The sequence below is a fragment of the Streptomyces sp. TM32 genome, from assembly GCF_004122755.1.
GTDB classification, from domain to species: Bacteria; Actinomycetota; Actinomycetes; order Streptomycetales; family Streptomycetaceae; genus Streptomyces; species Streptomyces sioyaensis.
Map to the genome: position 1 here is coordinate 1 of NZ_SDIG01000006.1, position 24057 is coordinate 24057.

Genomic DNA, 24057 nt, shown 5'->3' on the forward strand with positions numbered 1-24057 from the left:
GGGTCGGGATACGGCTCTCGGGTGAGGTGCTCCGGCGGGGGACGTAGCGGGTGGGGTCGTCGTCCGGCGTGGCCGCGCACCGGAACTGGCCACGCTGTCCGGGCGGGAACACAGGAGGTTTCCCCGCCCGGACAGCGCGACCGGCGAGGCCGGGTCAGTCGGCCAGCGGCAGGTACACCCGGTTCCCTGCGGCGGCGAACTCCTTGGACTTCTCCAGCATCCCCGCCTCGACCTCCTCGGGCGTCGCGTCCGCTTCCCCGCCGAACTGCTCGGTGATGCTCCGACTGATCTTCATCGAGCAGAACTTCGGCCCGCACATCGAGCAGAAGTGCGCCGTCTTCGCCGGCTCGGCAGGCAGCGTCGCGTCGTGGAAGGCACGGGCCGTGTCCGGGTCGAGAGCCAGGTTGAACTGGTCCTCCCAGCGGAACTCGAAGCGTGCGTCGGAGAGCGCGTCATCCCATTCCTGGGCGCCCGGGTGGCCCTTGGCCAGGTCCGCCGCATGGGCCGCGATCTTGTACGTGATCACGCCGGTCTTGACGTCGTCGCGGTCCGGCAGACCCAGGTGCTCCTTGGGCGTGACGTAACAGAGCATCGCGGTGCCCCACCAGGCGATCATCGCCGCGCCGATACCGGAGGTGATGTGGTCGTAGGCGGGCGCGATGTCGGTGGTCAGCGGGCCGAGAGTGTAGAACGGCGCCTCTTCGCAGATCTCCTGCTGGAGGTCGATGTTCTCCTTGATCTTGTGCATCGGGACATGCCCGGGGCCCTCGATCATCGTCTGCACGCCGTGCCGCTTGGCGACGGTGTTCAGCTCGCCGAGCGTCCGCAGCTCCGCGAACTGCGCCTCGTCGTTGGCGTCCGCGATGGAGCCGGGGCGCAGACCGTCACCGAGTGAGTAGGTGACGTCGTAGGAGGCGAGGATCTCGCAGAGCTCCTCGAAGTGCGTGTAGAGGAACGACTCCTTGTGGTGCGCCAGGCACCAGGCCGCCATGATCGAGCCGCCGCGGGAGACGATGCCGGTCTTACGGCGGGCCGTGAGCGGGACGTAACGGAGCAGCACGCCGGCGTGCACCGTCATGTAGTCCACGCCCTGTTCGGCCTGCTCGATGACGGTGTCCTTGTAGATCTCCCAGGTCAGCTCCTCGGCCTTGCCGTCGACCTTCTCCAGCGCCTGGTAGAGGGGGACGGTGCCGATGGGGACGGGGGAGTTGCGCAGCACCCACTCGCGGGTGGTGTGGATGTTGCGGCCGGTGGAGAGGTCCATGACCGTGTCGGCGCCCCAGCGGGTCGCCCAGGTCATCTTCTCCACCTCCTCCTCGATGGAGGAGGTGACCGCCGAATTACCGATGTTGGCGTTCACCTTCACCAGGAAGTTCTTGCCGATGATCATCGGCTCGATCTCCGGGTGGTTGATGTTCGACGGCAGCACCGCGCGCCCGGCCGCGATCTCGTCGCGCACGAACTCGGGGGTGACCTTCTCGCGGACCGCGACGTACTCCATCTCCGCGGTGATCTCCCCGCGCCGCGCATAGGCGAGCTGGGTGACCGCGGCGCCGTCGCGGCCACGGCGCGGCTGTCGGGGGCGGCCCGGGAAGACCGCGTCGAGGTTCTTGAGGCCGCCGCGCGGGGAGGTGTGCTTGAGGCCGTCGTCCTCCGGACGCATGGGGCGGCCCGCGTACTCCTCGGTGTCGCCGCGGCCGATGATCCAGTTCTCCCGCAGCGGCGCCAGGCCGCGGCGGACATCGGTTTCGATATTGGGGTCGGTGTATGGCCCTGACGTGTCGTAGAGCGTCACGTCCTTGCCATTGGTGAGATGCACCCGTCGCACCGGAACCCGAAGGTCCGGGCGCGATCCGGAGACATAGCCCTTGTGCCAGCCGATCTGCGGCTCGTTGCCGTCGCCGGCACCGTTTTCGGGCGTGCGTGCATCCTGCAGAGTCATATGACCCAACTCCCTACGCCGGCATTACCCGGTAACAGGTTCGGCGGTCGACGCAGCGGCTTCCGTCCATGGGCGTTTCACGTGAAACGCCGCTGGGACGAAGGTCAGCGCCCTCTCAGCCCGGTGCTCCGAGCTCCCGCGATTGCAAAGGTGTCACCACGGTAGCGGCCAGTCCGCCACGGTGAACAGGGGGCCCGGATTTCTTGCGATGATCGGGCGGTGCCTCCTCACGGGTCCCACCACCATTCCGCGCCGCACTCCCACGGCCACTCCCACGGCCACGGTCCTGCCGCGCCCGTCTCCCGGCATCTGCGCAGAGTCATCGCGGCGGTGCTGATCCCCTTCGCCGCCGCGGTTGCCGTCGGTCTGCTCGTGCTCTGGCCCGGCGGTGCACCACCCCACAAACCGTCCGGTGTCGGCTTCGACCAGCCCACCGAGCGGGCCAGAGTGACCAAAGTGGCGGAGGTGAACTGCGCGGACGTCCATGCCGAGCAGCAACCCCAGCCGCCGTCGCCGGGCGGGCAACCACCGACCGGGGGAGCGGACAAGGGCAAGCCCTGTCAGCAGGCGACGATCGAGGTCACCACGGGGGAGAACGCCGGGCGCACCTTCAAGACGGTGGTCACGCCGGACGCCCTGCGCCACTACACCACCGGCCAGGACGTGGTGGTGTCGTACTCCCCCAAGGCACCGAAGGAACTGCAGTACGCGGTCAGCGACGTCGACCGGTCGGTCCCGATGTGGGTGCTGGCGGCGATCTTTGCCCTCGCGGTGGTGCTCGTCGGCCGGCTGCGCGGCGTCCTCGCGCTGGTGGCGCTGGCGGCCAGCTTCGTGGTCCTGACGCTGTTCATCCTCCCGGCGATCCTGCAGGGCTCCAACCCGCTGGTGGTGGCGGTGGTGGGGGGCAGCGCGATCATGCTGATCGCGCTGTATCTGTGCCATGGGCTGACGGCTCGCACGTCGGTGGCCGTGCTCGGCACCCTGGCGTCACTGCTGTTGATCGGGCTGCTCGGGTCGGTGTTCATCAACTGGGCGCTGCTGACCGGCAATACGGACGACACCACCGGACTGGTGCACGGCCTCTTCCCGGACATCGAGATCCGCGGCCTGCTGCTGGCGGGGATCATCATCGGATCGCTCGGTGTGCTCGACGATGTGACCGTGACACAGACCGCCGCGGTCTGGGAGCTCAAGGAGGCGGACCCGTCGGCCGGCTGGCGCAAGCTGTACGGCGCCGCGATGCGGATCGGCCGGGATCACATCGCGTCCGTCGTCAACACCCTCGTGCTGGCTTACGCGGGCGCGGCACTGCCCTTGCTTTTGCTGTTCTCGATCGCACAGAGCAGCGTCGGCACGGTCGCCACGAGCGAAGTGGTCGCGGAGGAGATCGTCCGCACGCTGGTGGGCAGCATCGGACTGGTCGCCGCGGTACCGCTGACGACGCTGCTGGCGGCGCTGGTCGTCTCCGCGGACCGCAGGGAGCCGGGCCTGGCCGAGGTCGCGGACAGGTCGGGAGAGGGAGAAGGCTCGGGAGCCGGTACGCACACCGGGGAGCCGATTGCCGCCGGAGGGCTGGCGGACGCCACGGCCGGCCCGAAGCGGCGGCGCGGGGGACACGGCAGACGACGCAAGCGGTGAGGGTGACCGCGGGCGGGAGGGTGCGCGGCCCAGGCGGGGAGAGGCGGACGGGTACGCGGGATGACCTGCGTACCCGCTATGGCTCCGGCTTGGACGGTCGGTGCGGGGGCGGAGTTGAGGGAGAACGCCGTCGGGGCTGGGCGCACGGGCGGGGTCGGCTGGCCGAACTCAGCCGGCCGGGGCCTCGGTGAGGATCCGGTCGAGTACGGCCTCCAGGGTGTCGCAGACCTCTTCCTTGCCGAGGGGTACGAGCCGGTCCGTACGGTCCAGGAAGGCCACCAGCGGTGCCGCGCTCACCCGGAACAGCGCACGCTCGGAGCCGACTTGAAGGCTGATGAAGACGTCGCTGAGGTGCTCAGGGGAGGCCGGCTCGATACGCACATCGCCCTCACCGGACGGTCGACTCAGCCCGTCGAGCAGCAACTCCCGGCCGAACGCCCAGGTCACGGGGGCATCGCCGGGCAGATCGAAGGTGAGGCGGACGGCGAAGGGATCGGCGCTCGCGAAGTCCAGCTCCACCGGAATCCGGAACGCAAGCTCATCCGAGACGACGAAGCTCATGATCACTTCTGCCTGAACTGTGTCGGTCATCAACCACTGCCCCGCACTTGATCGGAGATGGCCGGGAAACATCCCCCGTAGCCCTATTGGCGCCATCGTCTGCCACGTGCCAGCAGATCACAAGGAGTGAGTTTTCAGATACTGATAGAGAAGGCGAGTGTCGTTAGTGTCGCCTCCGCCATTTTCCGTAGTCGGTCTGTAACGGACCGCAATCGATGCAGTTCGTTCGCGGGCAAGGAAATCGCCAGCGCAGCAGAGGCCGCCCCGACCTGAATGGGGATGGCTGCACACACCGTGCCAAGGGCATATTCCTGACGCTCATAAGCGACTTGACCGCGACGCACTGTATCCAAGCGGTGCAGCAAATCGTCCTCAGTTCGCACAGAAAAGGGCGTTATCGACTGGACGGGATAGCGCGCAAGATGCTCCTTCCTGGATGCCTCGTCAAGCTGCGCGAGCAGACACTGCCCCATCGCATGAGCATGGGCTGTGGTGCGGAAGTCGACCCACTCCTCCACGGGCGGCCGCGCCGGATCGTCGGTGACCGCCACCACCTCGACTTCACCCTCGCGGTAGACAGCGAAGTAGACGGCGGCATGCAGTTCCCGCCCGGCCACCGCCAGGGCTTCGGAGATCTGTGCCCGTTGCCGGCACCCGGCCCCGGCCCGGCCGATGGCCTCGGCCGCCGCACCGAGGACGAACACGCCCTGCTCACGGTGCAGATAGCCCTCGTGCGTCAGGGTCCGCAGCAGGTGGTAGGTCGTCGGCAGCGGCAGCCCGGTTTCCCTGGCGAGCTGCTTGGCGGGCGCACCGCCAGGATGCGCGCCCACCGCTTCCAGCAGCCGGAGGGCCCGCTGCACCGATCCGATCAAGGTGGGATGAGCGGCGGATTCGCCATTCACAACTGACAATGCCAACCCCCAGATCCGCTCGCAGTGGGGCACGGGCCCCGGTCACGGGACCCACTCCCGCAACCGCGCGCGTCTCCCAGGCCCCGCGATGCCGCCCGGACCGGTCTCGCCTCACTCGAATTTCCGGAATACCACCATCCGGAAGACGCCTGCGCGCCGCACTCTAACTCGGTCGATCCGGGCGGTAAGGGGAAATTCGGGGAGTTACCTCACCTGGTGCATGTGTGGACTTGAGTGGGCGGGATGGATTCGACATCGAAATCGATTGCGCCACCCTTGGGCGATTTGGGGCGGTGTCGATCGGACGTGATGGTGTCGGTGAGTCGGTGATGGCCGGTGGGTGGTGGTGAGTCGTTGGTGGCCTGTCGGTGTTGGTGAGTCGTGGCGGTGAGGCCCGGGGGGGTGTGGGTGCATCGGTTGCGGCTCGCGAGCGTTGGTGAATCGGCGGGGTGAGCCGGTGCGGTGAGCCGATGCAGGGAGCCGGTTGCGGTCGGTCGAGCGTGTCAGTTGCGTCGTGTGGGTCGGGCCACCCCGCACGCGGCCACTGCCATGTAGTGCCGTAAGCGCGGCGACCGCCGCGTGATGCCGTGATGCCCGAAGGCTGCCGTGAGTGTGGGACGGCCCGCGCGGGGCGTGCGGAGTCAGACGTCAGCCGGTGAGGCAGGGTGCGACGCGCGGGCCGTGGGGTCGGACGGGGACGGGGCTGACGAGGGGGTGAGGCCGGCCGTCCCGGTCTGCGGCTTACCAGTCGCTCTTGGACGAGGACGAGGAGGAGCCGGTGAACCTGCGGACCAGGTAGATGGCTCCGGCGATCAGCGCCGCCGCGATGAGGACCTTGAACAGCAGGCCGATCAGGATGCCGAGCGCGGTGGCAATCAGTCCGCCGAAGACAACGATCAGGATGACGGGCACCACGACCCAGGTGACCCACCACGGAAGCCCTGTGAATATCCCCTTACCAGCCACTGCTCTGCCCTGCTTTCTGTCTGTCGCGCTGTCGCTGTGTGCACCGCGCCATCTGTCCGTTGCGTTGTCCGCCTGCTGCGCCGTATGTCGCGCCGAGGGTTCGTTCCGCGTGCTGCGTGTCGGCCGCCGCCCGCTTCCGTTCCCTTCCCTCACGATGCTAGGACGCGGACCGCTGCCGCGGGGGCCGCGCAGCCCCCACCCGCCCCTGACCCTTCCCCTACGGGTCCCGGGGGCCGTCCCTTAGCTCTCAGGAGGAGAGAAGACCACCATCACCCGGAGGTCCTCGCTGATGTGGTGGAACTTGTGGGGCACCCCGGCCGGTACATAGACCACGCTGCCGCGCGCCACCGACTCCGTCTCCGTCCCGACGGTGATCGCCGCGCGGCCGCTGACCACGAGATACACCTCGTCCTGGGCGTGCGGCTGCTGCGGATCGATACTGCCCGCGTCCAGCGCATACAGCCCGACCGACATGTTGCGTTCCCGGACGAACTGCAGATATGCACCGTCGTTCGCGGCCCGCTCCGCTTCCAGCTCATCCAGTCGGAAAGCCTTCATGCCGTTCGCACCCCTCGATAGTTCAGAATCGTCTGCGACGATCTCACCATGAAGCATTTTCTGGTCAAGACGATCGCCAACGCCGCGGCGCTTGCCGTGGCCATCTGGCTGCTCAAGGACATCACGCTCACCGGTGAGAACACCGGCCGCAAAATACTCACCCTGATCCTGGTCGCGCTGATCTTCGGGCTGGTCAATTTCATCGTCAAGCCCGTGGTGAAGCTGCTTTCCTTCCCCCTGTTCATCGTCACCCTCGGCCTGATCACGCTGGTCGTGAATGCCCTGATGCTGTTGCTCACCTCCTGGCTCGCCGGCAAGGCCGACCTCGCGTTCCATGTGGGCGGCTTCTGGGCGGCACTGGTCGGCGGCGTGATCGTCTCCATCGTGGCCTGGGCGATGCACGTGATCCTTCCCGATGAGGACTGACCTTTGAACGCCCCGTTCCGCATCTGCTTCGTGTGTACCGGCAACATCTGCCGGTCGCCGATGGCGGAGTCCGTCTTCCGCGCCCACCTCGCGGAGGACGGACTCGACGGTCTGGTCGAGGTCGACAGCGCCGGCACCGGCGGCTGGCACGAGGGCGACGGAGCCGACCCGCGCACGGTCGCCGTACTGCGCGCGGGCGGCTACGCACACGCCCACACCGCCCGGCAGTTCCGCGCCTCCTGGTTCGACCGGCTCGACCTGGTCATCGCGCTCGACTCCGGCCATCTGCGCGCACTGCGCAGCCTCGCCCCCACCGAGCAGGACGCCGACAAGGTCCGGCTGCTGCGCTCGTACGCCCCGGGCGCGGCGGCGGACGCCGGCTCGGGGGAGCTCCCCGGCCTCCTCTCCGACTCCGACCTCACGGGTGACCTGGACGTACCCGATCCGCATTACGGCGGCTTCGCCGGATTCGAGGAGTGCCTGGAGATGATCGAGACCGCGAGCGAGGGCTTGCTGGCAGCGGTCCGTACCGCGCTCACGTCCCGCGCCGTGGTCGCGGCCCGCGCGCCAGCGCACGACGCCCCGCCCGCCCCGCGGGACCGGCACGGGTCGCGCGCCAAGGAGTGCGCATGACGGGCGACGGCACCCGCGTCGTACGGGCCGGGCTTCCGGAGCCCGAGGCATACGAGCCGACGCTCCCCGGGCCGGTGTTCGCGGCCCACTACCACCTTCCCGGCGATGCCGTCGGCCCGTATACGTACGGCCGCGACGCCAACCCGACCTGGACCCGTCTGGAACAGGCCATCGGCGAGCTCGAATTGCCGGAGGAAACCACCCATACCGTCACCTTCGCCTCCGGAATGGCAGCCGTCACGGCTGTCCTCTTCTCGCAACTGCGCACCGGCGACGCCGTGGTGCTCCCCAGCGACGGCTACCAGTTACTGCCGGCCGTCCGGACCCGCCTGGAGAGCTACGGCATCGAGGTCCGTACGGCGCCGACGGCGCACGACGCACAGCTCGATGCCCTGGACGGCGCCCGGCTGCTGTGGATCGAGTCACCCTCCAACCCCGGCCTCGACGTCTGCGACATCCAGCGGTTGTCCGACGAGGCCCACCGTCGCGGCGCACTGGTCGCCGTCGACAACACCCTCGCCACCCCACTCGGCCAGCGGCCGCTCGCACTCGGCGCGGACTTCTCGGTGGCCAGCGGCACCAAGGCGCTGACCGGCCATGGCGATGTCCTGCTGGGATACGCCAGTACCCGTGATGCCGCGCTGGCCGATGCCGTACGGCTGTGGCGCAAGACCGTGGGCGCGGTCCCCGGCCCCATGGAGAGCTGGCTCGCGCATCGCTCGCTCGCCACGCTCGCGCTGCGCGTCCGCCAGCAGTCGGCGGGCGCTCTGGCGCTGGCCGCCGCGCTGGCCGACCGACCCGAGGTCACCGGCCTGCGCCACCCCGGGCTTCCGTCCGACCCGGCCCACGCGCTCGTAGCCCGGCAGATGCGCCCTGGCTGCTTCGGCTCCGTGGTGTCCTTCACGCTGCCCGACAAGGCCTGCGCGGAGCGGTTCCTGGCGGCGCTGACCTTGGTGGACGACGCGACGAGCTTCGGGGGCGTGCGGTCCAGCGCCGAGCGCCGGGCCCGTTGGGGCGGCGACGCGGTGCCGGAAGGCTTCATCCGCTTCTCCGTCGGCATCGAGGAGCCGGAGGACCTGATCGCGGACGTCACCCGGGCACTGGACTCCGCCACGCGGAACTGACCCAACCGACCGGGATGATCTGCACACACAACATGAACTGCACGCGGCGGAACGGCTCGAACAAAACGAGTGAGCCTTGCGCCCGGCGCACCTGAAGAGCAAATGAAGGCCGGCAGGGTATCCCCCCTCGTCACCCTGCCGGCCTGCGGTTCCACGTGGCTCGAGCCCACGCGTTTCACGTGAAACCAAATGTTCCACGTGAAACGACCGCTCGAACAAGGCTAGTTGACTGTGCGTCAGTGTCCAATCACGCTAGCGACACAGCCCTATCGACAAATTTATAGTTGGCCCGCGACCAGGCTTCCGAGGGGCGCAGGAGGTACGCGATGGATCTGGCCCTGCTGCGCACCTTCGTCACCGTGCACCGAGCCGGCTCCTTCACTCGCGCCGCGGCCTTACTCGGCCTCTCCCAGCCCGCGGTGACCAGCCAGATCCGGGCGCTGGAACGCCAGCTGGGCCGCCCGCTCTTCCTGCGTTACGCCCGCGGCGTCACCCCCACCACCATCGGCGATGAACTCGCGCACAAAGTCGCGCCGCATCTGGACGCGCTCACCGAGATCACCGAGGCCGGCCTGGACCGGGACTCCGTCACCCGCACCCTGCATCTCGCCGGCCCCCCGGAGTTCCTCGCCGAGCGCGCACTCCCCGCACTGACCCCGCTGATCGCCCAGGGCCTGTCCATACGCACCGCCTTCGGCTCCGCGGAGGAGCTGCTGACCGGCCTGTCCTCCGGCCATCACGATCTGACGGTCAGCACGGCCCGACCCCGTGGCGGACTGCTCACCGCCACCCCGCTGTGCGACGAGGAGCATGTACTGATCGCCGCGCCGTTATGGGTGGACCAACTGGGAGGACTCGCGGAACTGCAGGCAGGGGGCGCGCGGGTGCTGGATCCCGTGCCGCTCGTCGAGGTCCACGAAAGCCTGCCGCTGATCTCCCGCTACTGGTCCGCGGTCTTCGACGCCAAGCCCGCTGCCTCCGCCGCCGTGATCGCTGCCGACCTCCGGGCGGTGCTGTCCTGCGTGGCGGCCGGTGCGGGGATCGCCGTACTGCCCCGCTATCTGTGCGCCGACGCGCTGGACAGCGGCGAGATCGTCGCCCTGCTCGACCCGCCGGTACCTCCGCTACGGACCTACTTCCTGGCCGTACGGCACGGGACGCTCGGGCTGCCGCATATCGCGCGGGCGCATGAGTGGCTGCTGCGGGCCGCGACCGCCTGGTGAGCGAGGCACGGGTTTCACCAGGCCTCGGCTGCGGCATCTGTCCCCTATGAACGTACGGCCAGTCGTCAAACGCACCGCCCGCGCGATTCTGCTGGACGGAGCGGACCTCGTTCTCATCAAGCGCACCAAGCCGGGCCGGGCACCGTACTGGATCACTCCGGGCGGCGGTGTCGAGCCCGAGGACGCCACGGTCATCGACGCCCTCCACCGGGAGCTGGACGAAGAGCTGGGCGCGAAGATCAAGGACGTGGTGCCGGTCTTCGTCGACACCGTCGAGCACTTCAGCGACGGCGGGGTGGACGGCGTGAAGGTGCAGCACTTCTTCGTCTGCCGGCTCGACTCCATGGACCTCTCCCGCCGACACGGCCCCGAGGTCGACGAACCCTGCGGGGACTACGAGATCGTGCGGGTGCCCTTCACCCGTGTCGGCATCGCCTCCGTCGAGGTCGTACCCCTGTCGCTACGGCACTACCTGGACGGCAATATCGAGGGCGTACGGGCGATGCACGCCCCCGACCTGGGCTGACGAACCACGGGCGCGGGCCGGCGCCGGCTCAGGCGTCGCGTCGGCCGAACCATCCCCGGAAGGCGGGGTCGTCCTCCACCGGCCCGCGGGGCCGGGCCCGGGCGAGCACCTGCTCGACCCGGTCGAGGAACTCCGCATTCAGCTCCTCGACGACATCCTCCCGGCCGGCCACCCGGGGCCCGGCGCCGGGCGTCGGGCCGGTCTGTGCGGCACGAGACGTGGCGGCGGGCACCGGAGCGGCGTCCTGGTACACCACGTCCTCGATGTCCTCGTGCAGTCCGCCACGGAGGTGTTCGTTCCGGTGCGCCGTGCGCCGGAAGGGCGGCCGCTCACCCGCCTCGGCCGCCGCGCCGAAGAAGTCCCCGCCCTTGCGCTTGACGTCATCGGTGCCCCAGGCCCGCGCCCCGCGCTGCTGCGCCGGGACCTTCTGCAGATGCGGGATGTGCTTGGCGCAGTGGATGTACGCCTCTTCGACCTCGACCGTGACCCACAGCTGGGCGCGCCGCCCGGGGACCGGGTCGACCGGGAGGTCGTCGTGGTGCGCCCGCATCTCTTCGTCCATGACGACCCGGGCGCGTCCGTTGATGTGCAGCCCGATGCGGTCACGGGTGAAGTCGATCATCATGATGCCCAGGCGCGGGTTCTCCGAGATGTTGCCGATGGACGCCATGACACCGTTGCCACGGTATTCCGGATACGCCAGCGTCCGGTCGTCGAGCACCTGGACGAAACCGGGCGGCCCGGCCCGGAACGACGAGTCGCATTCACCGTGCCGGTCGGCCGTGGCCAGGAAGAACATCTCCTGTCGGGCCACGAACTCCTGCATACGGACGTTGAGATGGTCCAGGACCTGGTCCCCGTAGAAACGGTCTGCGCGCTCGGTGGTACCGAGCCTCTGCTGAACCAGGTGCTCGCCGTCGCTCCCGGGGCGTTCCTGCTGCGCCATGCCCGACCTCTCCCCTGTTGGACCGGATTCGCCCTGCGCCGCCGAGCCTCAGCCTCAGTCTCCTGCCGGCACCAGCTCTTCCACGGAGTCGTGCCGTATGCGATCGGCCGGGACGCCGACCCCCACCAAAGCGTCCACACCGCTGCGGATCAACCCCGGCGGCCCGGAAAGATAGGCGTCGTATTCCCGGAACGGCCCGTATTGCCGCACTGCGTCCGGAAGTTGTCCGGTTTCGCTGCTCGTCCCGCCACGGGCCGCGGGTCCGGTCGCCACGACCGGGCGGACGGAGAGCCAGGGATGGGCCTGCTCCAGCTGCAGCATGGTGTCGAGGTCGTAGAGGTCATGGTCACTGCGGGCGCCGTAGAACACCTCCACGGGGCGGTGGATGCCGTGTTCCGCGACGTCCTCGACCAAGGCCTTCAGCGGCGCGATGCCGGTGCCGCCGCCGACGCACAGCAGACCGTTGCGCGTGGTGTGGTCGACCGTCATCGAGCCGCCGGGTGCACCGAGCCGGATGACGTCGCCGGGACGGGCGCGGTGGACCATGGCGTTGGAGACCCAGCCGGCCGGCACCGCCTTGACGTGGAACGAGAGCAGGCCGTCGGAGCGCGGTGCACAGGCAAAGGAGTAGTGCCGCCAGACCCGCGGCCACCAGGGGGTTTCCACACTGGTGTACTGGCCCGCGAGGAACGGGTAGGGCTGGTCGGGGCGGACCGTCACCACCGCGATGTCGGGGGTACGCAGCTCGTGCGAGACGACCTCGGCCTGCCACCACGCAGGGGCCACGGCCTCGTTCGCGGCCGCCGCATCGATCATGATCTGCGAGATCGCGGTGTACGCGCGCACCCACGCGGCCTCGGTCTCCGGCCCCCAGCTGGACGTCGCATAGCGCCCGAGCGAGGCGAGCAGGCATTCGCCGACCGCCGGGTAGTGGTCGGGCAGGGTGCCGTATTTGCGGTGACCGCGGCCGAGGTTCGAAAGATAGGCAGTGAGCACCTCGCCGTCGTCGACATGTTGGGCGGCGGTGAGCAACGCCTTGAAGAGCCGGTCGCGCTGGGTGTCCATCGAGGCGGGGAACAGTGCCCGCAGATCGGGGTGCTGGACGAAGAGCAGCGCATAGAAGTACGAGGTGACCTTGTCGGCCACGGGCTCGATCTCCGCCATGGTTCGACGGATGAGTACCGCGTCGGGAGAGGGGGGTGTGGACGAGGAGGCCGAGGCCTGCTGCATCGCGTCGAGGGAGGCCTCGGGGGCGGGAGCGGCGGGACGCGCCTCGGGGGCGAAGACAGAGGCAGCGGGTGCCTCGTTCTGGCCGGCCGGCGCGTGGGCCGGTGACGCCTGGGCGGGCGGTGTCTGGACAGTCGGCGCCTGGGCGGCCGGGGCTCGGACAGTCGGTGCCTGGAAGGGCGGTGGCTGGGTGGCCGAGGTCCGGACCGCCGGTTCCTGGACGGGTGCGGCTCCGGTGGGGGCGCTGTCCGCTGCGGCCTGCGCCTGCGTGGCGCGCGCCGATTCGTGTACGGGCTCGGGCTCGGGTTCCGGGGCGGACACCCGCTCCCAGACCGGCCAGCTGCCCTGGAACGGATCGGCGTGCGGGGTGGGCGTGGGCTCGGCCTCGTCGCGCGGTGTCGTGTAGGCGGAGGCGGTGTACCCGGGTGCCGCGGTGGACTGACCCGGATGGGAAGTGGCGGCGGGGTACCCGGTGGAGGAGGGGGCGGCGTGCTGTCGGGCCGCCTCGGCGGGCCGCGGCTGCGCGGCCTGCGGCGGCTCCGTCTCGCGCTCACGCTCGGCCGCGGTGCCTACGGGCCGGATCGGATTGACCGGACGACTGGGTATGTGCTCCCGGTCGTTCCGCTCCGCTCTTTCCTGCCGCTCATGGCGATCTCTGTACTCGCCGCGATCGTGGGGTGCACCCCGCTCGTCGGTTTCGGCCTGGCCGTCCTGGCCCTGTTGCCGGTCCTGGCTGTTCTGCCGCTCCTGCGGTTCTCCGGAGGACTTCTTCGCCGACGGAGTGAACCAACCCCAATCTCCACTGTTCCCGCCGGAAGAGCCGTTATCGGCCGACGTGGTGGTCGGAGCGTCCATGGTCTGCCTCGCCTCGAACGTCTTTCGGTTGTCTTCGCACTTCCATGATCGGAACTGCCCGGAATTCCCCCGCCCTGCCCCGGAATTGTTAATCGTCTCAAGCGATCCCGGCAACATCCTCCAAAGCGGACAAATCTCACGTCCTCGCGACAATGCGGAGCAGATGCCGCGCCAGCAGCATGCCACCCCTGCTCACCCACCGGACAAATTGCCGGAAGTCTGGGTATCGAGGGCCTCTTCGCCGCTAGGCTGACGAGCTTTGCCCGGCACCTTCGTGCACTCGCGGAAGCCTTGACTCCGCCAAGCCGGAGTCGACCATACCGGCAGCGGTTGAAACCACAAGACCTGATCTTGAAGCACGCCGCGCGGCCCGGCGATATCAGTGATCCTTCCCACAGAGCTCTATTTCACTGGATACAGCGGGTGATTCCGCCGGCGACGCCAGAATTACCGGCCGGTACGGATCAGTTCGTATGCCTCACGCAGATCCCGTCCCGCGTACGCATATGAGGCCAGGTCACTCACATGGTGATCCGCATTCACGGCAACGGACTGCGGAACTGCCGCGAACAGTTCGGTGTCCGACATGGAGTCGCCGTATGCGACACAGTCGGCCCGGGTGAACCCGTACTGCACGCAGAGTTCGTCCGCGATCCGCACCTTCGCCGCCGACGAGAGGATGCCGGCCGGGTCCACCGCCTGCCGAATGGGCACCGCGGGCCAGCGTGAGCCGTGCGCCGTGTCGGCGCCCCAGGCCAGCAGCCGTTCGACGAAGAAGGCCGGCGACAGGGAGACCACCGCGCACCGTTCGCCGCGCGCCCGGATGTCCGCCCAGACCTCCTGGATTCCGGTCAGCCAGGGGGCACCCTCGAAGGCCGCGGCCACCTGAAGTTCGGTCAGCTCGGCTGCCCATAGTTCACATGCCCGCTGCGCGAACTCCACGGGCGTCAGCTCACCCGCGGCAAATCCCCGTTCCAGCTCGGCGATCTCCCGCTCCAGCCCGAGCCGGCGGGAGATCTCGACGGCGGCCGCGGACCCGTAGAGCAGGGTCCCGTCCATGTCGAACAGATGCAGCTTGCTCATGCCCCGGAGCCTAAGGGGGCTGTCCGGCGGAAGGCACGGACGGAACCGGGGATGGCTACGACCGGCTGCTACGACCGGCCGCGTACGGTCCGGGAACGGGTTGCCGCCGGCACCATACGCCGGACGTACGTACTCAAGCCCGCGTAGGCGCTGATACTCCCGCCGGCAGATGTACCGCGGGGCGCGGAAGACGACCGTGGACGGTATGCAGCAGCTCAGCCGTCCGGCCCGCCGGGCCGTTCTCGTCCTCCATGTCGCCGTATCCGTCAGCTGGCTCGGCCTCACCTTGGGGCTGCTCGCGCTCGGTCTCACCGGCTACACCACCGGCTCGCCCGCTATGGCGACGGCCGCCTACCGTGCGATGAAGGTCTTCGGTGACTGGCTGGTCCTCCCCATCGCGTTGATGTCGCTGCTCAGCGGGCTGGTGCTGTCGCTGGGCACGCCGTGGGGGCTGGCCAGACACCGCTGGGTCGTCATCAAGTTCTGGCTGACACTCCTCACCCTGCTGTTGTCGGTCTTCGCACTCCGGCCCGGCATCAACCGCCTCGCCGCCGCAGCCGCGGCGGGCACCCCGGCACCCGACATCCACCTCGTCATCGCGCCGGCGGTCGCCACGGCCACCTACTTCTTCCTCACCGCGATCTCCGTCCTCAAGCCCTGGGGGCCGACCAAGCGCGGCAGCCGACTGCGCGCGGCACGGTCGGTCAGGGACCGCGCCGGACGGGCGCGAACGAGCGATCCCGCGGGTGTGGGCGTCCGCCGGCAGCGGACGTCCACCAGCAGAGGACGGTGACCAGCCTCAAGCGAGGCCGCTCTCCGCTCTCGCCTCGACGGCAATCCGGCGGTAAGCCGCTGCCGGTCGGGCTGTTGACCGGGGGGTGCCGTACGGACGCAAGGTCAGCTGCGTGACGCGGGCACGGGCTCGTCGGCCGGCGCGGCGGGTCCGCCGGCGGCCGCCACCTGGTCGCGGCCCTTCTCCCGCCGCTCCAGGGCAGTGGCGAGTATCGCCACCCCGAGCGCCGCAGCGGTCATCAGCGCACCGACCCAGTTGGGCGCGGTGTAGCCGAGACCGGCCGAGATGACGAGCCCGCCGAGCCAGGCGGCCAAAGCATTGCCGAAGTTGAAGGCCGCGATATTGCCGGCCGAGGCGAGGGTGGGGGCCGAGGCCGCCTGGTCCATCACCCGCTTCTGCAACGGGGGCACGGTGGCGAAGCCGAAGATGCCGATCAGCGCGATGGTGAGGATTGCGGCGATCTTGCTGTGCGCGGTGAAGGTGAACGCGGCCAGTGAGAGCGCCAAACCGGTCATGGACACAAACAGCATCGGCATCATGGCGCGGTCCGTGAAGCGACCGGAAACCAGGTTTCCGCCGACCATGCCGAGGCCGAAGACGGCCGTCAGCCAGATCACGGAGGACGGTGCAAAGCCGGTGACCTCGGTCATCATCGAGGCGAGGTAGGTGACGGCCGCGAAGACACCGCCGAAGCCCAGGATCGTCATCAGCATCGCCAGGCCGACCTGCGGGTTGCGGAACACGGCGAGCTCGCTGCCTATGGACGTGGCTGCCTTCGCCCGCTGCGCCGGGATCAGCTTGACGATGCCCAGCAGCCCGATCACGCCGAGCGTGGTGATGGCGTAGAACGTGGTGCGCCAGTCGAAGTGCTGGCTGAGCAGCGTGCCGACCGGTACACCCACGACGTTGGCGATGGTCAGGCCACTGAACATCAGCGAGATGGCGGTGGCGCGCTTCTGGGGCGCGACGAGGTCGGCCGCCACGAGCGCACCGATGCCGAAGAACGCGCCGTGCGTGAAGGCGGCGACGATCCGCCCCGCGAGCAGGAGCCCGAAGGTGGGCGCGACGGCGGTGAGCAGATTGCCCGCGATGAACAGGCCCATCAGCAGCATCAGCATCTGCTTGCGGGTGAAGCGCGTGCCGAGAGCCGTCATCAGCGGCGCCCCGACGACCACGCCGAGGGCGTAGAGCGTGGTCGCGTATCCGGCGAGCGGGATGGAGATGCCGAAGCCGGCCGCCATGTCGGGCAGCAGGCCCATGACCGCGAACTCGGTCGTTCCGATCCCAAAGGCACCGATGGCCAGAGCCAGGAGTGCGAGAGGCATGACGGATCCCTTCAAATGATTGCATCCATGCTTTACGAGCGTCCACAATAATTGCAGACGCTTGTTAATTGCAAGCGCGGGATATTGCGGGTGCCCTATACTGGCTCGTACACCCCATGAGGAGGTCTGCGATGCCGCAGCAGACGCGCGAGAAGCAGGAGACGCAGGACATGGCAGCCCCCGCGCCCGACTGCCCGCCGGCTGCCGCTCCCGCGCTGGCGCAGAGCTGGTGCGCGCTCTCCGCGCTGCACGGCCGTATCGAGACGCACATCGAGCGCGCGCTGCAGGCTCAGCACGACCTCAGCGTCCGAGAGTTCTCGGTCCTCAACGTGCTCAGTGAGCAGCACGACGGGCCGGGCGGCCATCTGCGGATGCACCAAGTCGCGGAATCCGTCGTCCTCAGCCAGAGCGCCACCACCCGCCTGGTGACCCGGCTCGAGGAGCGTGGCCTGCTCTCGCGCTTCCTGTGCCCCGACGACCGGCGCGGCATCTACACCAATGTCACGTCCGATGGCCTCGCACTCCTCGTGGAGGCCCGGCCCACCCATGACGGGGCCCTGCGCGAGGCTCTCCAGGACGCCGCACAGCGCCCCGAGCTGGCACCGCTCGTCACCGCCGTCGAAAAGCTCGCTCCGTCCGAGTGAGGCCCCCGGGCAGGGGCCCGGCGGCAGTTAGGGCGATGTCGCCGAGCACCTGCCGCCCCTGAGTCTCCTGAGGCTCCCCGGCATAGGGTCGCGCCCATGAGCGATATCGAGATACGCCGCGCGACCGAAGCCGACCTCCCCGCCATCGTCGCCATGCTCGCCGACGACCCGCTGGGCGCCGCCCGCGAGGCGCCGGACGACCTGGCTCCGTACCGTGCCGCGTTCGAAGCGCTGGCCGCCGACCCGCAGCAGCACCTGGTCGTGGCGGTCCGCGAGGGGCGGACGATCGGCACGCTCCAGCTCACGGTCATTCCCGGCCTGTCCCGGCGCGGCGCCACCCGCTCGATCATCGAGGGCGTGCGGATCCACCGCGACGAGCGCGGCAGCGGCCTCGGCACCGAGCTGATCGAGTGGGCGGTCGCGGAATCCCGCACGCTCGGCTGCCAGATGGTGCAGCTCACCTCGGACGCGACCCGGATCGATGCGCACCGCTTCTACGAGCGCCTCGGGTTCGAAGCCTCCCACCTGGGCTTCAAGCGCATGCTCTGAGGCGGCACGGCGGCCGGCCGGCTCCCGGCCGCGCCTGATCACCGCTGTCGGGCACGCCCCCGGTGAGCCTTCTGCCGACAGGCACCACCGCAGTAGCGCGCCGGGCGGCCCGCGCGTGCCCTAGCAAGTGCTGCTCCACACATCTCACACCGCGATCCGTTACGTTTTTCAGGACCTGACGTCAGTTTCGTTACGGCTCGCTCCGGCCGCAGCGCCTCGCACATCAGCGCCGTCATCCGGCCCTCCACCTCGTCCTCCGCGCCGGCACCCGCCCGGGCCCGCTCCATCGAAAGACAGCCCACCAGCAGCGCCCGCACATCCGCTATCCCGACGTCCTGCCGCACGGCGCCTGCCTCTTGGGCCCTGCCGAGCAAGACCTCCAGCGCATCATCGAAGTCCTTACCGACCCCGGGCGACGGCTCGAAGCGGCCCGCGCCGGCCGCCTCCAGTGCGTCGCACAACGCCTTGTTCCGTGAGGCGAGCCGTACGACCGACGCCAGAAAGCGAAAGAAGACCGGCCCGGGGTCGGTGACATCAGCCAAGTCCCTCGCGGTGTCGGTGAAGAGTTCGATCCGGTCCACGATGGTCGCCCTGAACAGGGCTTCCTTGGAAGAAAAGTGCCGGTAGACAGTGCCCGCGCCGACCCCCGCACGACGTGCGATCTCCCCGAGCGGAACCCCCAACCCCCGTTCCTCGAAGGCGAATCGGGCCGCCTGGAGCACCAGGGCCCGGTTGCGCCGCGCATCCGCACGCGAGGGCGGGACGCCGCCGTCCGACATCGCTCGACCTCCTGAGAAGCGTCGACCTCCGGGTCGAAAGAGCCACCCATACAAACGGGTCGCTCGTTCCGATTCTAGAGGAGGGTTCAAACAAGATCATTAATGACCTGACCGCCGCGTTGGTGAATCGCGTTGGGGTGCGGCCGGGCGCCGACGGCCAGCGGACCGCCGGACCGTGCACGCGTGACCCGCGCCCGCAACTCCGGAGTCCGGGCCGCCGTCCGCGCAGCGCGCGACGCAGACGCCCGAGCCGATAACCGATCCGCCGCGCCAAGGTCCGAGCCGACAGCACCCACGGCGTCTTCAGCGTCCAGCCTGCCTCCGGTGCCCGGGACGCGCTACTGGACTACTCCGGACGGACGCGGCCGCGCTCTCGCCGATGCGACGACCCTAAGGGCGTACGGACCTCACTCCCCCCGCCCACCAACTCCCGTTCCACACAAGGAACTTGGGCGGCAACAGGCTCATGGATCAGGACCTCTCGAAGGCGCGACATCCACCGCCGGACTACACCGGCTCGTACCGCCGTTTCACGTGAAACAACACCGCACCCAGACATGGACGTGGGGTCGTGTTTCACGTGAAACACGACCCCACATCGACAACTCGCCCGCCATCGGGCGCCGACCAGCCTCAGCCGGCGACCACCGTGTCCCACGCCGCGCCCGCTGCCAGGGACGCCGCCTCGGCATCCACCGGCACGTCCAGCGCGCGTAGCCCACCTGCCAGCGCCATCAGCGAGGCCGTGACCACGGCCCGGTCGGCGGCACGGCCATAGTGGTTCACCCGGATCATCTCCTTGGCCAGTGCGCCCGCCGCAGCCTGCACCGGCACCGCAGCATCCGCCGCGACCGCTGCGGCCACCACTTCCCGGGCGTCCACTCCCTCGGGCGCACGGAGCGTCGTGGCGGCCGGCGCCGCGTCCTCGTCGTGTACGACGTATGGAGCGAGCCCTCCCAGTGCCTGGATACCGGCCCTGGTCGCCGCGGACGCCGCCCGGTGCCGCGTGATGACCGCGGCCAGGCCCTCGGCTTCGACACGGTCCGCGGCCTGCTCCAGCGCGAGCATCTCCAGCTGCGCCGGAGCGTGTGGCAGTGCGGTGCGTCCGCCGTCGATCCAGCGCTCCTTCCAGTCCAGCAGCGAGAGGTACGAGCGCCGCGGAGCCTGCTCATTGGCGGCGATCCGCTCCCACGCCCGGGCACTGACGGATACCGCGGAGACCCCGGCGGGCCCGGCCAACGCCTTCTGCCCACCGATCACACAGAGGTCCACGCCCCACTCGTCGGTGAGCAGTGGCTCGGCGCCCACCGAGGCGACAGCGTCCAGCATCAGCAGCGCGCCGTGCTCCCGCACCACGGCGCCGATCTCGGCGACGGGGTTGGTGTTGCCGGTGGCCGCCTCGGCGTGCACCAGGCTCACAAAGTCGATCTCGGGGTGCTGCCGCAGGGCATCGGCCACCTGCTGCGGGTCAGCCGCACCCGTAAACGGCGCAGTGAGGGTGACGACGTCGGCACCGCAGGAGCGCAGCCAGCCGCCGAAGGTCTCGCCGTACGGCCCTGTGATGATGTTGAGCGCGGTGCTGCCGGGGCGGATGGCCGAGCGGATACAGGCCTCCAGCGGCAGCAGCGCCTCGCCCTGCATCGCCACGACATCACAGCGGGTGTGCAGAAGAGCAGCGACCTTGTCCTCGATCCGCGCGAAGTGGGCCGCGGTGAGCGGCGGCAGATCGAGCAGGACGGGGGCGGAGGGGTTCGCGGTCGGGTCAGACACGGCAGTCACAGGGCCTTCCAGCGGTGGCGAGCCGACGCGGCGCGGCTCCTGACATCTGGTTCGACTGTACGGCCGGCCCCCGCACCCTCGGGTACGGGCCTCACACCCGCCAGCCCGCCGGATCCACCCCGCCGGGGACCGGATCTGACGGCTCGTACGGCCCGCGGGTGAACACGAAGGTGCCGAGATCCAGATGGCTGACCGAACCGTCTTCGTCGCCCACCACCCGCAGCGTCTCGCCCGCGTAGTAGCCGTCCAGCCCCGTCCACGTGCCGTCCTCCTCCGGCCGGAATCGCGAGGATCGCCCCACCCCGGACAGCGGCGCGAGCTCCAGCCCGCGCTCGGGCCGCAGCCGCAGGACGTGCGGGTTCGCGCCCCAGTACCAGGGCCCGGTCAGCGCCAGCAGTTCCCGGTCCAGGGGCCCGGGCAGCGGGCGCCAGGGCTCGGGAATCCTCGGCTCGTGCTCGGTCACGATGTCTGTGAGGTCGGCGGCGATGGCGGAGACCACCGGGCCCGACGTGCAGTTGGTGAGCACGACTCCGGCAACGTCCTCGTCGACATCGGTCCACAGCGCCGCCAGATAGCCGGGCATCGAGCCGAGGTGCCCGGCCAGCAAGCGCCCGTTCCGCCGTACGAGCTGGACGCCCAGCCCGTACGCCGCCTCCCAGGCACTCCCCTCCGGCGGCACGGCCGGCATCCGCATCTCGGCCAGGCTCTCCGCGCACAGCACCCGGCCGTCGCCCCGCAGCAGGAACGCCGCCCATCGGCACAGGTCCGCAAGCGTCGACCACAACTGCCCTGCCGGGCCCATCAGTCCGGTGTCCTCGGCCGGCTCCGGCAGCAGCGCATCGGCCCACGGATGCACCGCCCAGCCGCCGGCGAACGGCGGCTGCGGATCCAGCGTCGTACGGCTCATGCCGAGCGGTTGCAGCACCTCGCGGCGCAGGACCTCGTACCAGGGGGTGTCGCCCCGCAGCCGCTCGACCAGCGTCCCGAGCAGCGCATAGCCAGGGTTGGAGTAATGGTGCCGACGGCCGGCAGGCAGCCGCTGCGGCCGCTCGCCGAAGAGGTCGGCCGGCGCGGGCCGCAGCCCACCGTCGCTCCGCTCCCACCACGGGCCCCGCGCCTCGGCCGTCAGCCCCGAACTGTGCGCGAGCAGCTGCGCAATCGTCGCGTCCGGCACCGGAGTCCCGTCCAGATGCCTGCTGAGCGGGTCCTCCAGCTGCAACAGCCCCTCGTCCCGCAGCCGCAGCACCAGCACGGCGACAAAGGTCTTCGTGAGTGAACCGATCCGGTACTGCACCGCGCCGTGTGGCGCCTCACCGTCCACCGCACCGCGGGCTCCCGTCCACATCACCCGCCCGTCGCGGACGACCGCACCCACCATCGAGGGCGCCCGGCCCTCCGACTGCCCCACCGCGAGCCGACGCAGCAACGCCCTCCGTGTCTGCGGCAACAGCTCCGCGAACTCGTCAGGCGCGGCAACCGCCCCCGGCCCGTTCGTCCCGGGCTCATGTGACTGCCCGGACTGTGCGATGGTCATGGCGCTCCTCCACAGCGGATCCGACTCGGCCGGGCCCATCCTCGCTGTATCACCGCAGCACTGCCGACCCGATCACCGCGCCCTGCAGCTTTCCTCTGTTCACCAGGCCGGCCACGGCCTGCAGACCGGACCGGCCGCACCACCGGCAAGGTCGTCCTGTCGGGCGCGCGCTGCCCCGGCCGCCCGAGGGTGAAGTCCCGGCCGGCGCTCCCTCGTTGACCGGCACCGGCCGTTCGTGCTCGCGCCGGTCCCGTCAGCACACTCCTACGCCGCGCATGACGGCCATGAGGCGCGCCGCACAACGCCGTTCAGGACGGCTCAGGTCTGCGCCATGTCAACAAACCGCGAGTAGTGGCCCTGGAACGCCACCGTGATCGTGGCAGTGGGGCCGTTACGGTGCTTGGCCACGATCAGGTCTGCCTCGCCGGCCCGCGGGGATTCCTTCTCGTAGGCGTCTTCGCGGTGCAGCAGGATGACCATGTCGGCGTCCTGCTCGATCGAACCGGATTCACGCAGGTCGGAGACCATCGGCTTCTTGTCCGTGCGCTGCTCCGGGCCACGGTTCAGCTGGGAGAGCGCGATGACCGGGAGCTCCAGCTCCTTCGCCAGCAGCTTGAGGTTTCGGGACATGTCCGAGACCTCCTGCTGGCGGCTCTCGGCGCGCTTGGAGCCACCGGACTGCATCAGCTGCAGATAGTCGATGACCACCAGCTTCAGCTCGTTGCGCTGCTTGAGCCGGCGGCACTTCGCGCGGATCTCCATCATCGAGAGGTTCGGCGAATCGTCGATGTACAACGGCGCGGCGGAGACATCCGGCATCCGGCGCGCCAGCCGCGTCCAGTCCTCGTCGGTCATGCTGCCGGAGCGCATGTGGTGCAGCGCGACCCGCGCCTCGGCGGACAGCAGACGCATCGCGATCTCGTTGCGCCCCATTTCCAGCGAGAAGATCACGCTCGGCAGATTGCTCTTGATCGAGCAGGCCCGCGCGAAGTCCAGCGCCAGGGTCGACTTACCCATGGCGGGACGGGCCGCGATGACGATCATCTGGCCGGGGTGCAGGCCGTTGGTGAGGGAATCGAGATCGGTGAAGCCCGTCGGCACGCCCGTCATCTGGCCCTGGCGTGAACCGATCGCCTCGATCTCGTCGAGGGCGCCTTCCATGATGTCGCCGAGCGGAAGGTAGTCCTCGCTGGTCCGCTGCTCGGTGACGGCGTAGATCTCCGCCTGGGCGCTGTTGACGATCTCGTCGACGTCGCCGTCCGCGGCGTATCCCATCTGCGTAATACGGGTGCCGGCCTCGACCAGCCGGCGCAGCACCGCACGCTCATGGACGATCTCGGCGTAGTACTCGGCGTTCGCGGCGGTCGGTACGGACTGGACGAGGGTGTGCAGATACGAAGCGCCGCCGACCCGCGCGATCTCGCCGCGCTTGGTCAGCTCCGCGGCGATGGTGATCGGGTCGGCCGGCTCGCCCTTGGCGTACAGGTCGAGGATCGCCTGGAAGACCAGCTCATGGGCGGGACGGTAGAAGTCCTCGCCTTTGAGGACCTCGACGACATCCGCGATGGCGTCCTTCGACAGCAGCATGCCGCCGAGCACGGACTGTTCGGCGTCCAGATCCTGCGGAGGCACCCGTTCGAAGCCGCCGGCCCAGGAGCCGCCACCGTCGTCGTCACGCTCCTGACGGTCGCCGCGGCCGCGGCCCTTGCCCTCGCCACGCCGGGAGCGGGCGGCCGGCAGCAGGTCGCTGGGACCGGAGTCCGCCCAAGGGTCTTCCATGGGCTCGGGAATGCTCACCCCGGCACCTCCTCCCGTCCGCGACGCGGACCTTGCTGTGCGGTTCTTTCTTACGGCACAGCTCTGACAATCGAGACGCCCGACTCCGGTTACGGCGCGTCGAGTTCGGACGTTGTCTCAAGCCGGAACGGGCGGCGGGTGCCGGACCACGGTAGGCCCGTGGGCACCGTCCGCCAATCTGGTTATCCACAGGCCATGTGGATGACTGGCCTACAGCTGTGGAGAAGTCCCCGGATCC

22 protein-coding genes and 1 riboswitch are annotated in these 24057 nt (G+C 69.6%); of the genes, 9 read left to right on the forward strand and 13 right to left on the reverse strand.

The annotated features are described in order from the left end of the window. Positions 1–154: 154 nt before the first annotated feature. Positions 155–1942, reverse strand: a complete 1788-nt coding sequence (thiC, locus tag EST92_RS02565; protein ID WP_129245806.1) for a phosphomethylpyrimidine synthase ThiC — start codon at positions 1940–1942, stop codon at positions 155–157. After that, positions 1936–2092: riboswitch (TPP riboswitch) on the reverse strand. Its footprint overlaps the gene before it by 7 nt. 69 nt (positions 2093–2161) lie before the next feature. Between thiC and EST92_RS02570 the strand changes: the two genes are divergently transcribed. Further along, positions 2162–3580, forward strand: a complete 1419-nt coding sequence (locus EST92_RS02570) for a YibE/F family protein (protein WP_129279352.1) — start codon at positions 2162–2164, stop codon at positions 3578–3580. A gap of 168 nt (positions 3581–3748) precedes the next feature. On the opposite strand, the gene EST92_RS02575 is transcribed toward EST92_RS02570, so the two are convergent. The 4 genes from EST92_RS02575 to EST92_RS02590 form a co-directional block, all read right to left on the reverse strand. After that, on the reverse strand, positions 3749–4171 hold the full coding sequence (locus EST92_RS02575; RefSeq protein WP_040898836.1) for an SsgA family sporulation/cell division regulator: 423 nt from the start codon (positions 4169–4171) through the stop codon (positions 3749–3751). Between the two features lie 104 nt (positions 4172–4275). Next, on the reverse strand, positions 4276–5052 hold the full coding sequence (locus tag EST92_RS02580; RefSeq protein ID WP_129279396.1) for an IclR family transcriptional regulator C-terminal domain-containing protein: 777 nt from the start codon (positions 5050–5052) through the stop codon (positions 4276–4278). A gap of 741 nt (positions 5053–5793) precedes the next feature. After that, positions 5794–6018: a DUF5326 family protein gene (locus tag EST92_RS02585; RefSeq protein WP_129245810.1), complete on the reverse strand. Its 225-nt coding sequence runs from the start codon at positions 6016–6018 to the stop codon at positions 5794–5796. Between the two features lie 240 nt (positions 6019–6258). After that, positions 6259–6576 (reverse strand): cupin domain-containing protein, encoded by a 318-nt coding sequence (locus EST92_RS02590; RefSeq protein WP_129279353.1) that lies wholly within the window; start codon positions 6574–6576, stop codon positions 6259–6261. A 48-nt stretch (positions 6577–6624) separates the two neighbouring features. On the opposite strand from EST92_RS02590, the gene EST92_RS02595 reads away from it, so the two are divergent. The 5 genes from EST92_RS02595 (at position 6625) to EST92_RS02615 (ending at position 10508) form a co-directional block, all read left to right on the forward strand. Then, positions 6625–7002 carry a phage holin family protein gene (locus EST92_RS02595; protein WP_129279354.1) on the forward strand — a complete coding sequence of 126 codons (378 nt, stop codon included), beginning with the start codon at positions 6625–6627 and terminating at the stop codon, positions 7000–7002. Positions 7003–7005: 3 nt separating this feature from the next. Beyond that, positions 7006–7635 (forward strand): low molecular weight protein-tyrosine-phosphatase, encoded by a 630-nt coding sequence (locus tag EST92_RS02600; RefSeq protein ID WP_129279355.1) that lies wholly within the window; start codon positions 7006–7008, stop codon positions 7633–7635. Next, positions 7632–8759: a cystathionine gamma-lyase gene (locus EST92_RS02605; RefSeq protein WP_129279356.1), complete on the forward strand. Its 1128-nt coding sequence runs from the start codon at positions 7632–7634 to the stop codon at positions 8757–8759. Before EST92_RS02600 ends, EST92_RS02605 begins: the two co-directional genes overlap by 4 nt. Before the next feature lie 326 nt (positions 8760–9085). Beyond that, positions 9086–9982, forward strand: a complete 897-nt coding sequence (locus tag EST92_RS02610) for a LysR family transcriptional regulator (protein WP_129279357.1) — start codon at positions 9086–9088, stop codon at positions 9980–9982. A gap of 46 nt (positions 9983–10028) precedes the next feature. Further along, positions 10029–10508, forward strand: a complete 480-nt coding sequence (locus EST92_RS02615; RefSeq protein ID WP_006604379.1) for an NUDIX hydrolase — start codon at positions 10029–10031, stop codon at positions 10506–10508. Between the two features lie 28 nt (positions 10509–10536). Here EST92_RS02615 and EST92_RS02620 read toward each other — a convergent pair whose 3' ends face one another. The 3 genes from EST92_RS02620 to EST92_RS02630 all read right to left on the reverse strand — a co-directional run bounded on the left by EST92_RS02620 (position 10537) and on the right by EST92_RS02630 (position 14619). Next, positions 10537–11454 carry a pyridoxamine 5'-phosphate oxidase family protein gene (locus EST92_RS02620; RefSeq protein ID WP_129279358.1) on the reverse strand — a complete coding sequence of 306 codons (918 nt, stop codon included), beginning with the start codon at positions 11452–11454 and terminating at the stop codon, positions 10537–10539. A 54-nt stretch (positions 11455–11508) separates the two neighbouring features. Continuing rightward, the gene (locus tag EST92_RS02625) at positions 11509–13536 is read right to left on the reverse strand and encodes a globin domain-containing protein (protein ID WP_129279359.1); all 2028 of its coding nucleotides are present in this window, start codon (positions 13534–13536) and stop codon (positions 11509–11511) included. Between the two features lie 447 nt (positions 13537–13983). Beyond that, on the reverse strand, positions 13984–14619 hold the full coding sequence (locus EST92_RS02630) for an HAD-IB family phosphatase (protein WP_129279360.1): 636 nt from the start codon (positions 14617–14619) through the stop codon (positions 13984–13986). 205 nt (positions 14620–14824) lie between these two features. Here EST92_RS02630 and EST92_RS02635 point away from each other — a divergent pair, with 205 nt between their 5' ends. Beyond that, positions 14825–15412 carry a DUF2269 domain-containing protein gene (locus EST92_RS02635; RefSeq protein WP_129279361.1) on the forward strand — a complete coding sequence of 196 codons (588 nt, stop codon included), beginning with the start codon at positions 14825–14827 and terminating at the stop codon, positions 15410–15412. Positions 15413–15516: 104 nt separating this feature from the next. Here the strand turns inward: EST92_RS02635 and EST92_RS02640 are convergent, their stop codons facing one another. Beyond that, complete coding sequence (locus EST92_RS02640) at positions 15517–16737, reverse strand: MFS transporter (RefSeq protein WP_129279362.1); 1221 nt, start codon at positions 16735–16737, stop codon at positions 15517–15519. Positions 16738–16868: 131 nt separating this feature from the next. On the opposite strand from EST92_RS02640, the gene EST92_RS02645 reads away from it, so the two are divergent. Both EST92_RS02645 and EST92_RS02650 read left to right on the forward strand, forming a co-directional pair. After that, on the forward strand, positions 16869–17381 hold the full coding sequence (locus tag EST92_RS02645; RefSeq protein ID WP_254068433.1) for a MarR family transcriptional regulator: 513 nt from the start codon (positions 16869–16871) through the stop codon (positions 17379–17381). 96 nt (positions 17382–17477) lie between these two features. After that, a complete protein-coding gene (locus tag EST92_RS02650; protein WP_129245831.1) occupies positions 17478–17930 on the forward strand; it encodes a GNAT family N-acetyltransferase in 453 nt (150 codons plus the stop codon). Positions 17931–17968: 38 nt separating this feature from the next. Here EST92_RS02650 and EST92_RS02655 read toward each other — a convergent pair whose 3' ends face one another. The 4 genes from EST92_RS02655 to dnaB all read right to left on the reverse strand — a co-directional run bounded on the left by EST92_RS02655 (position 17969) and on the right by dnaB (position 23801). Beyond that, the gene (locus EST92_RS02655) at positions 17969–18709 is read right to left on the reverse strand and encodes a TetR/AcrR family transcriptional regulator (protein ID WP_129279363.1); all 741 of its coding nucleotides are present in this window, start codon (positions 18707–18709) and stop codon (positions 17969–17971) included. A 633-nt stretch (positions 18710–19342) separates the two neighbouring features. Further along, positions 19343–20488 (reverse strand): aminotransferase class V-fold PLP-dependent enzyme, encoded by a 1146-nt coding sequence (locus EST92_RS02660; RefSeq protein WP_129279364.1) that lies wholly within the window; start codon positions 20486–20488, stop codon positions 19343–19345. A 91-nt stretch (positions 20489–20579) separates the two neighbouring features. Further along, positions 20580–22022 (reverse strand): serine hydrolase domain-containing protein, encoded by a 1443-nt coding sequence (locus EST92_RS02665; RefSeq protein WP_254068435.1) that lies wholly within the window; start codon positions 22020–22022, stop codon positions 20580–20582. A gap of 318 nt (positions 22023–22340) precedes the next feature. Beyond that, entirely contained in the window at positions 22341–23801 is a 1461-nt protein-coding gene (dnaB, locus tag EST92_RS02670) for a replicative DNA helicase (protein ID WP_174243909.1), read from the reverse strand. Between the last annotated feature and the right edge of the window lie 256 nt (positions 23802–24057).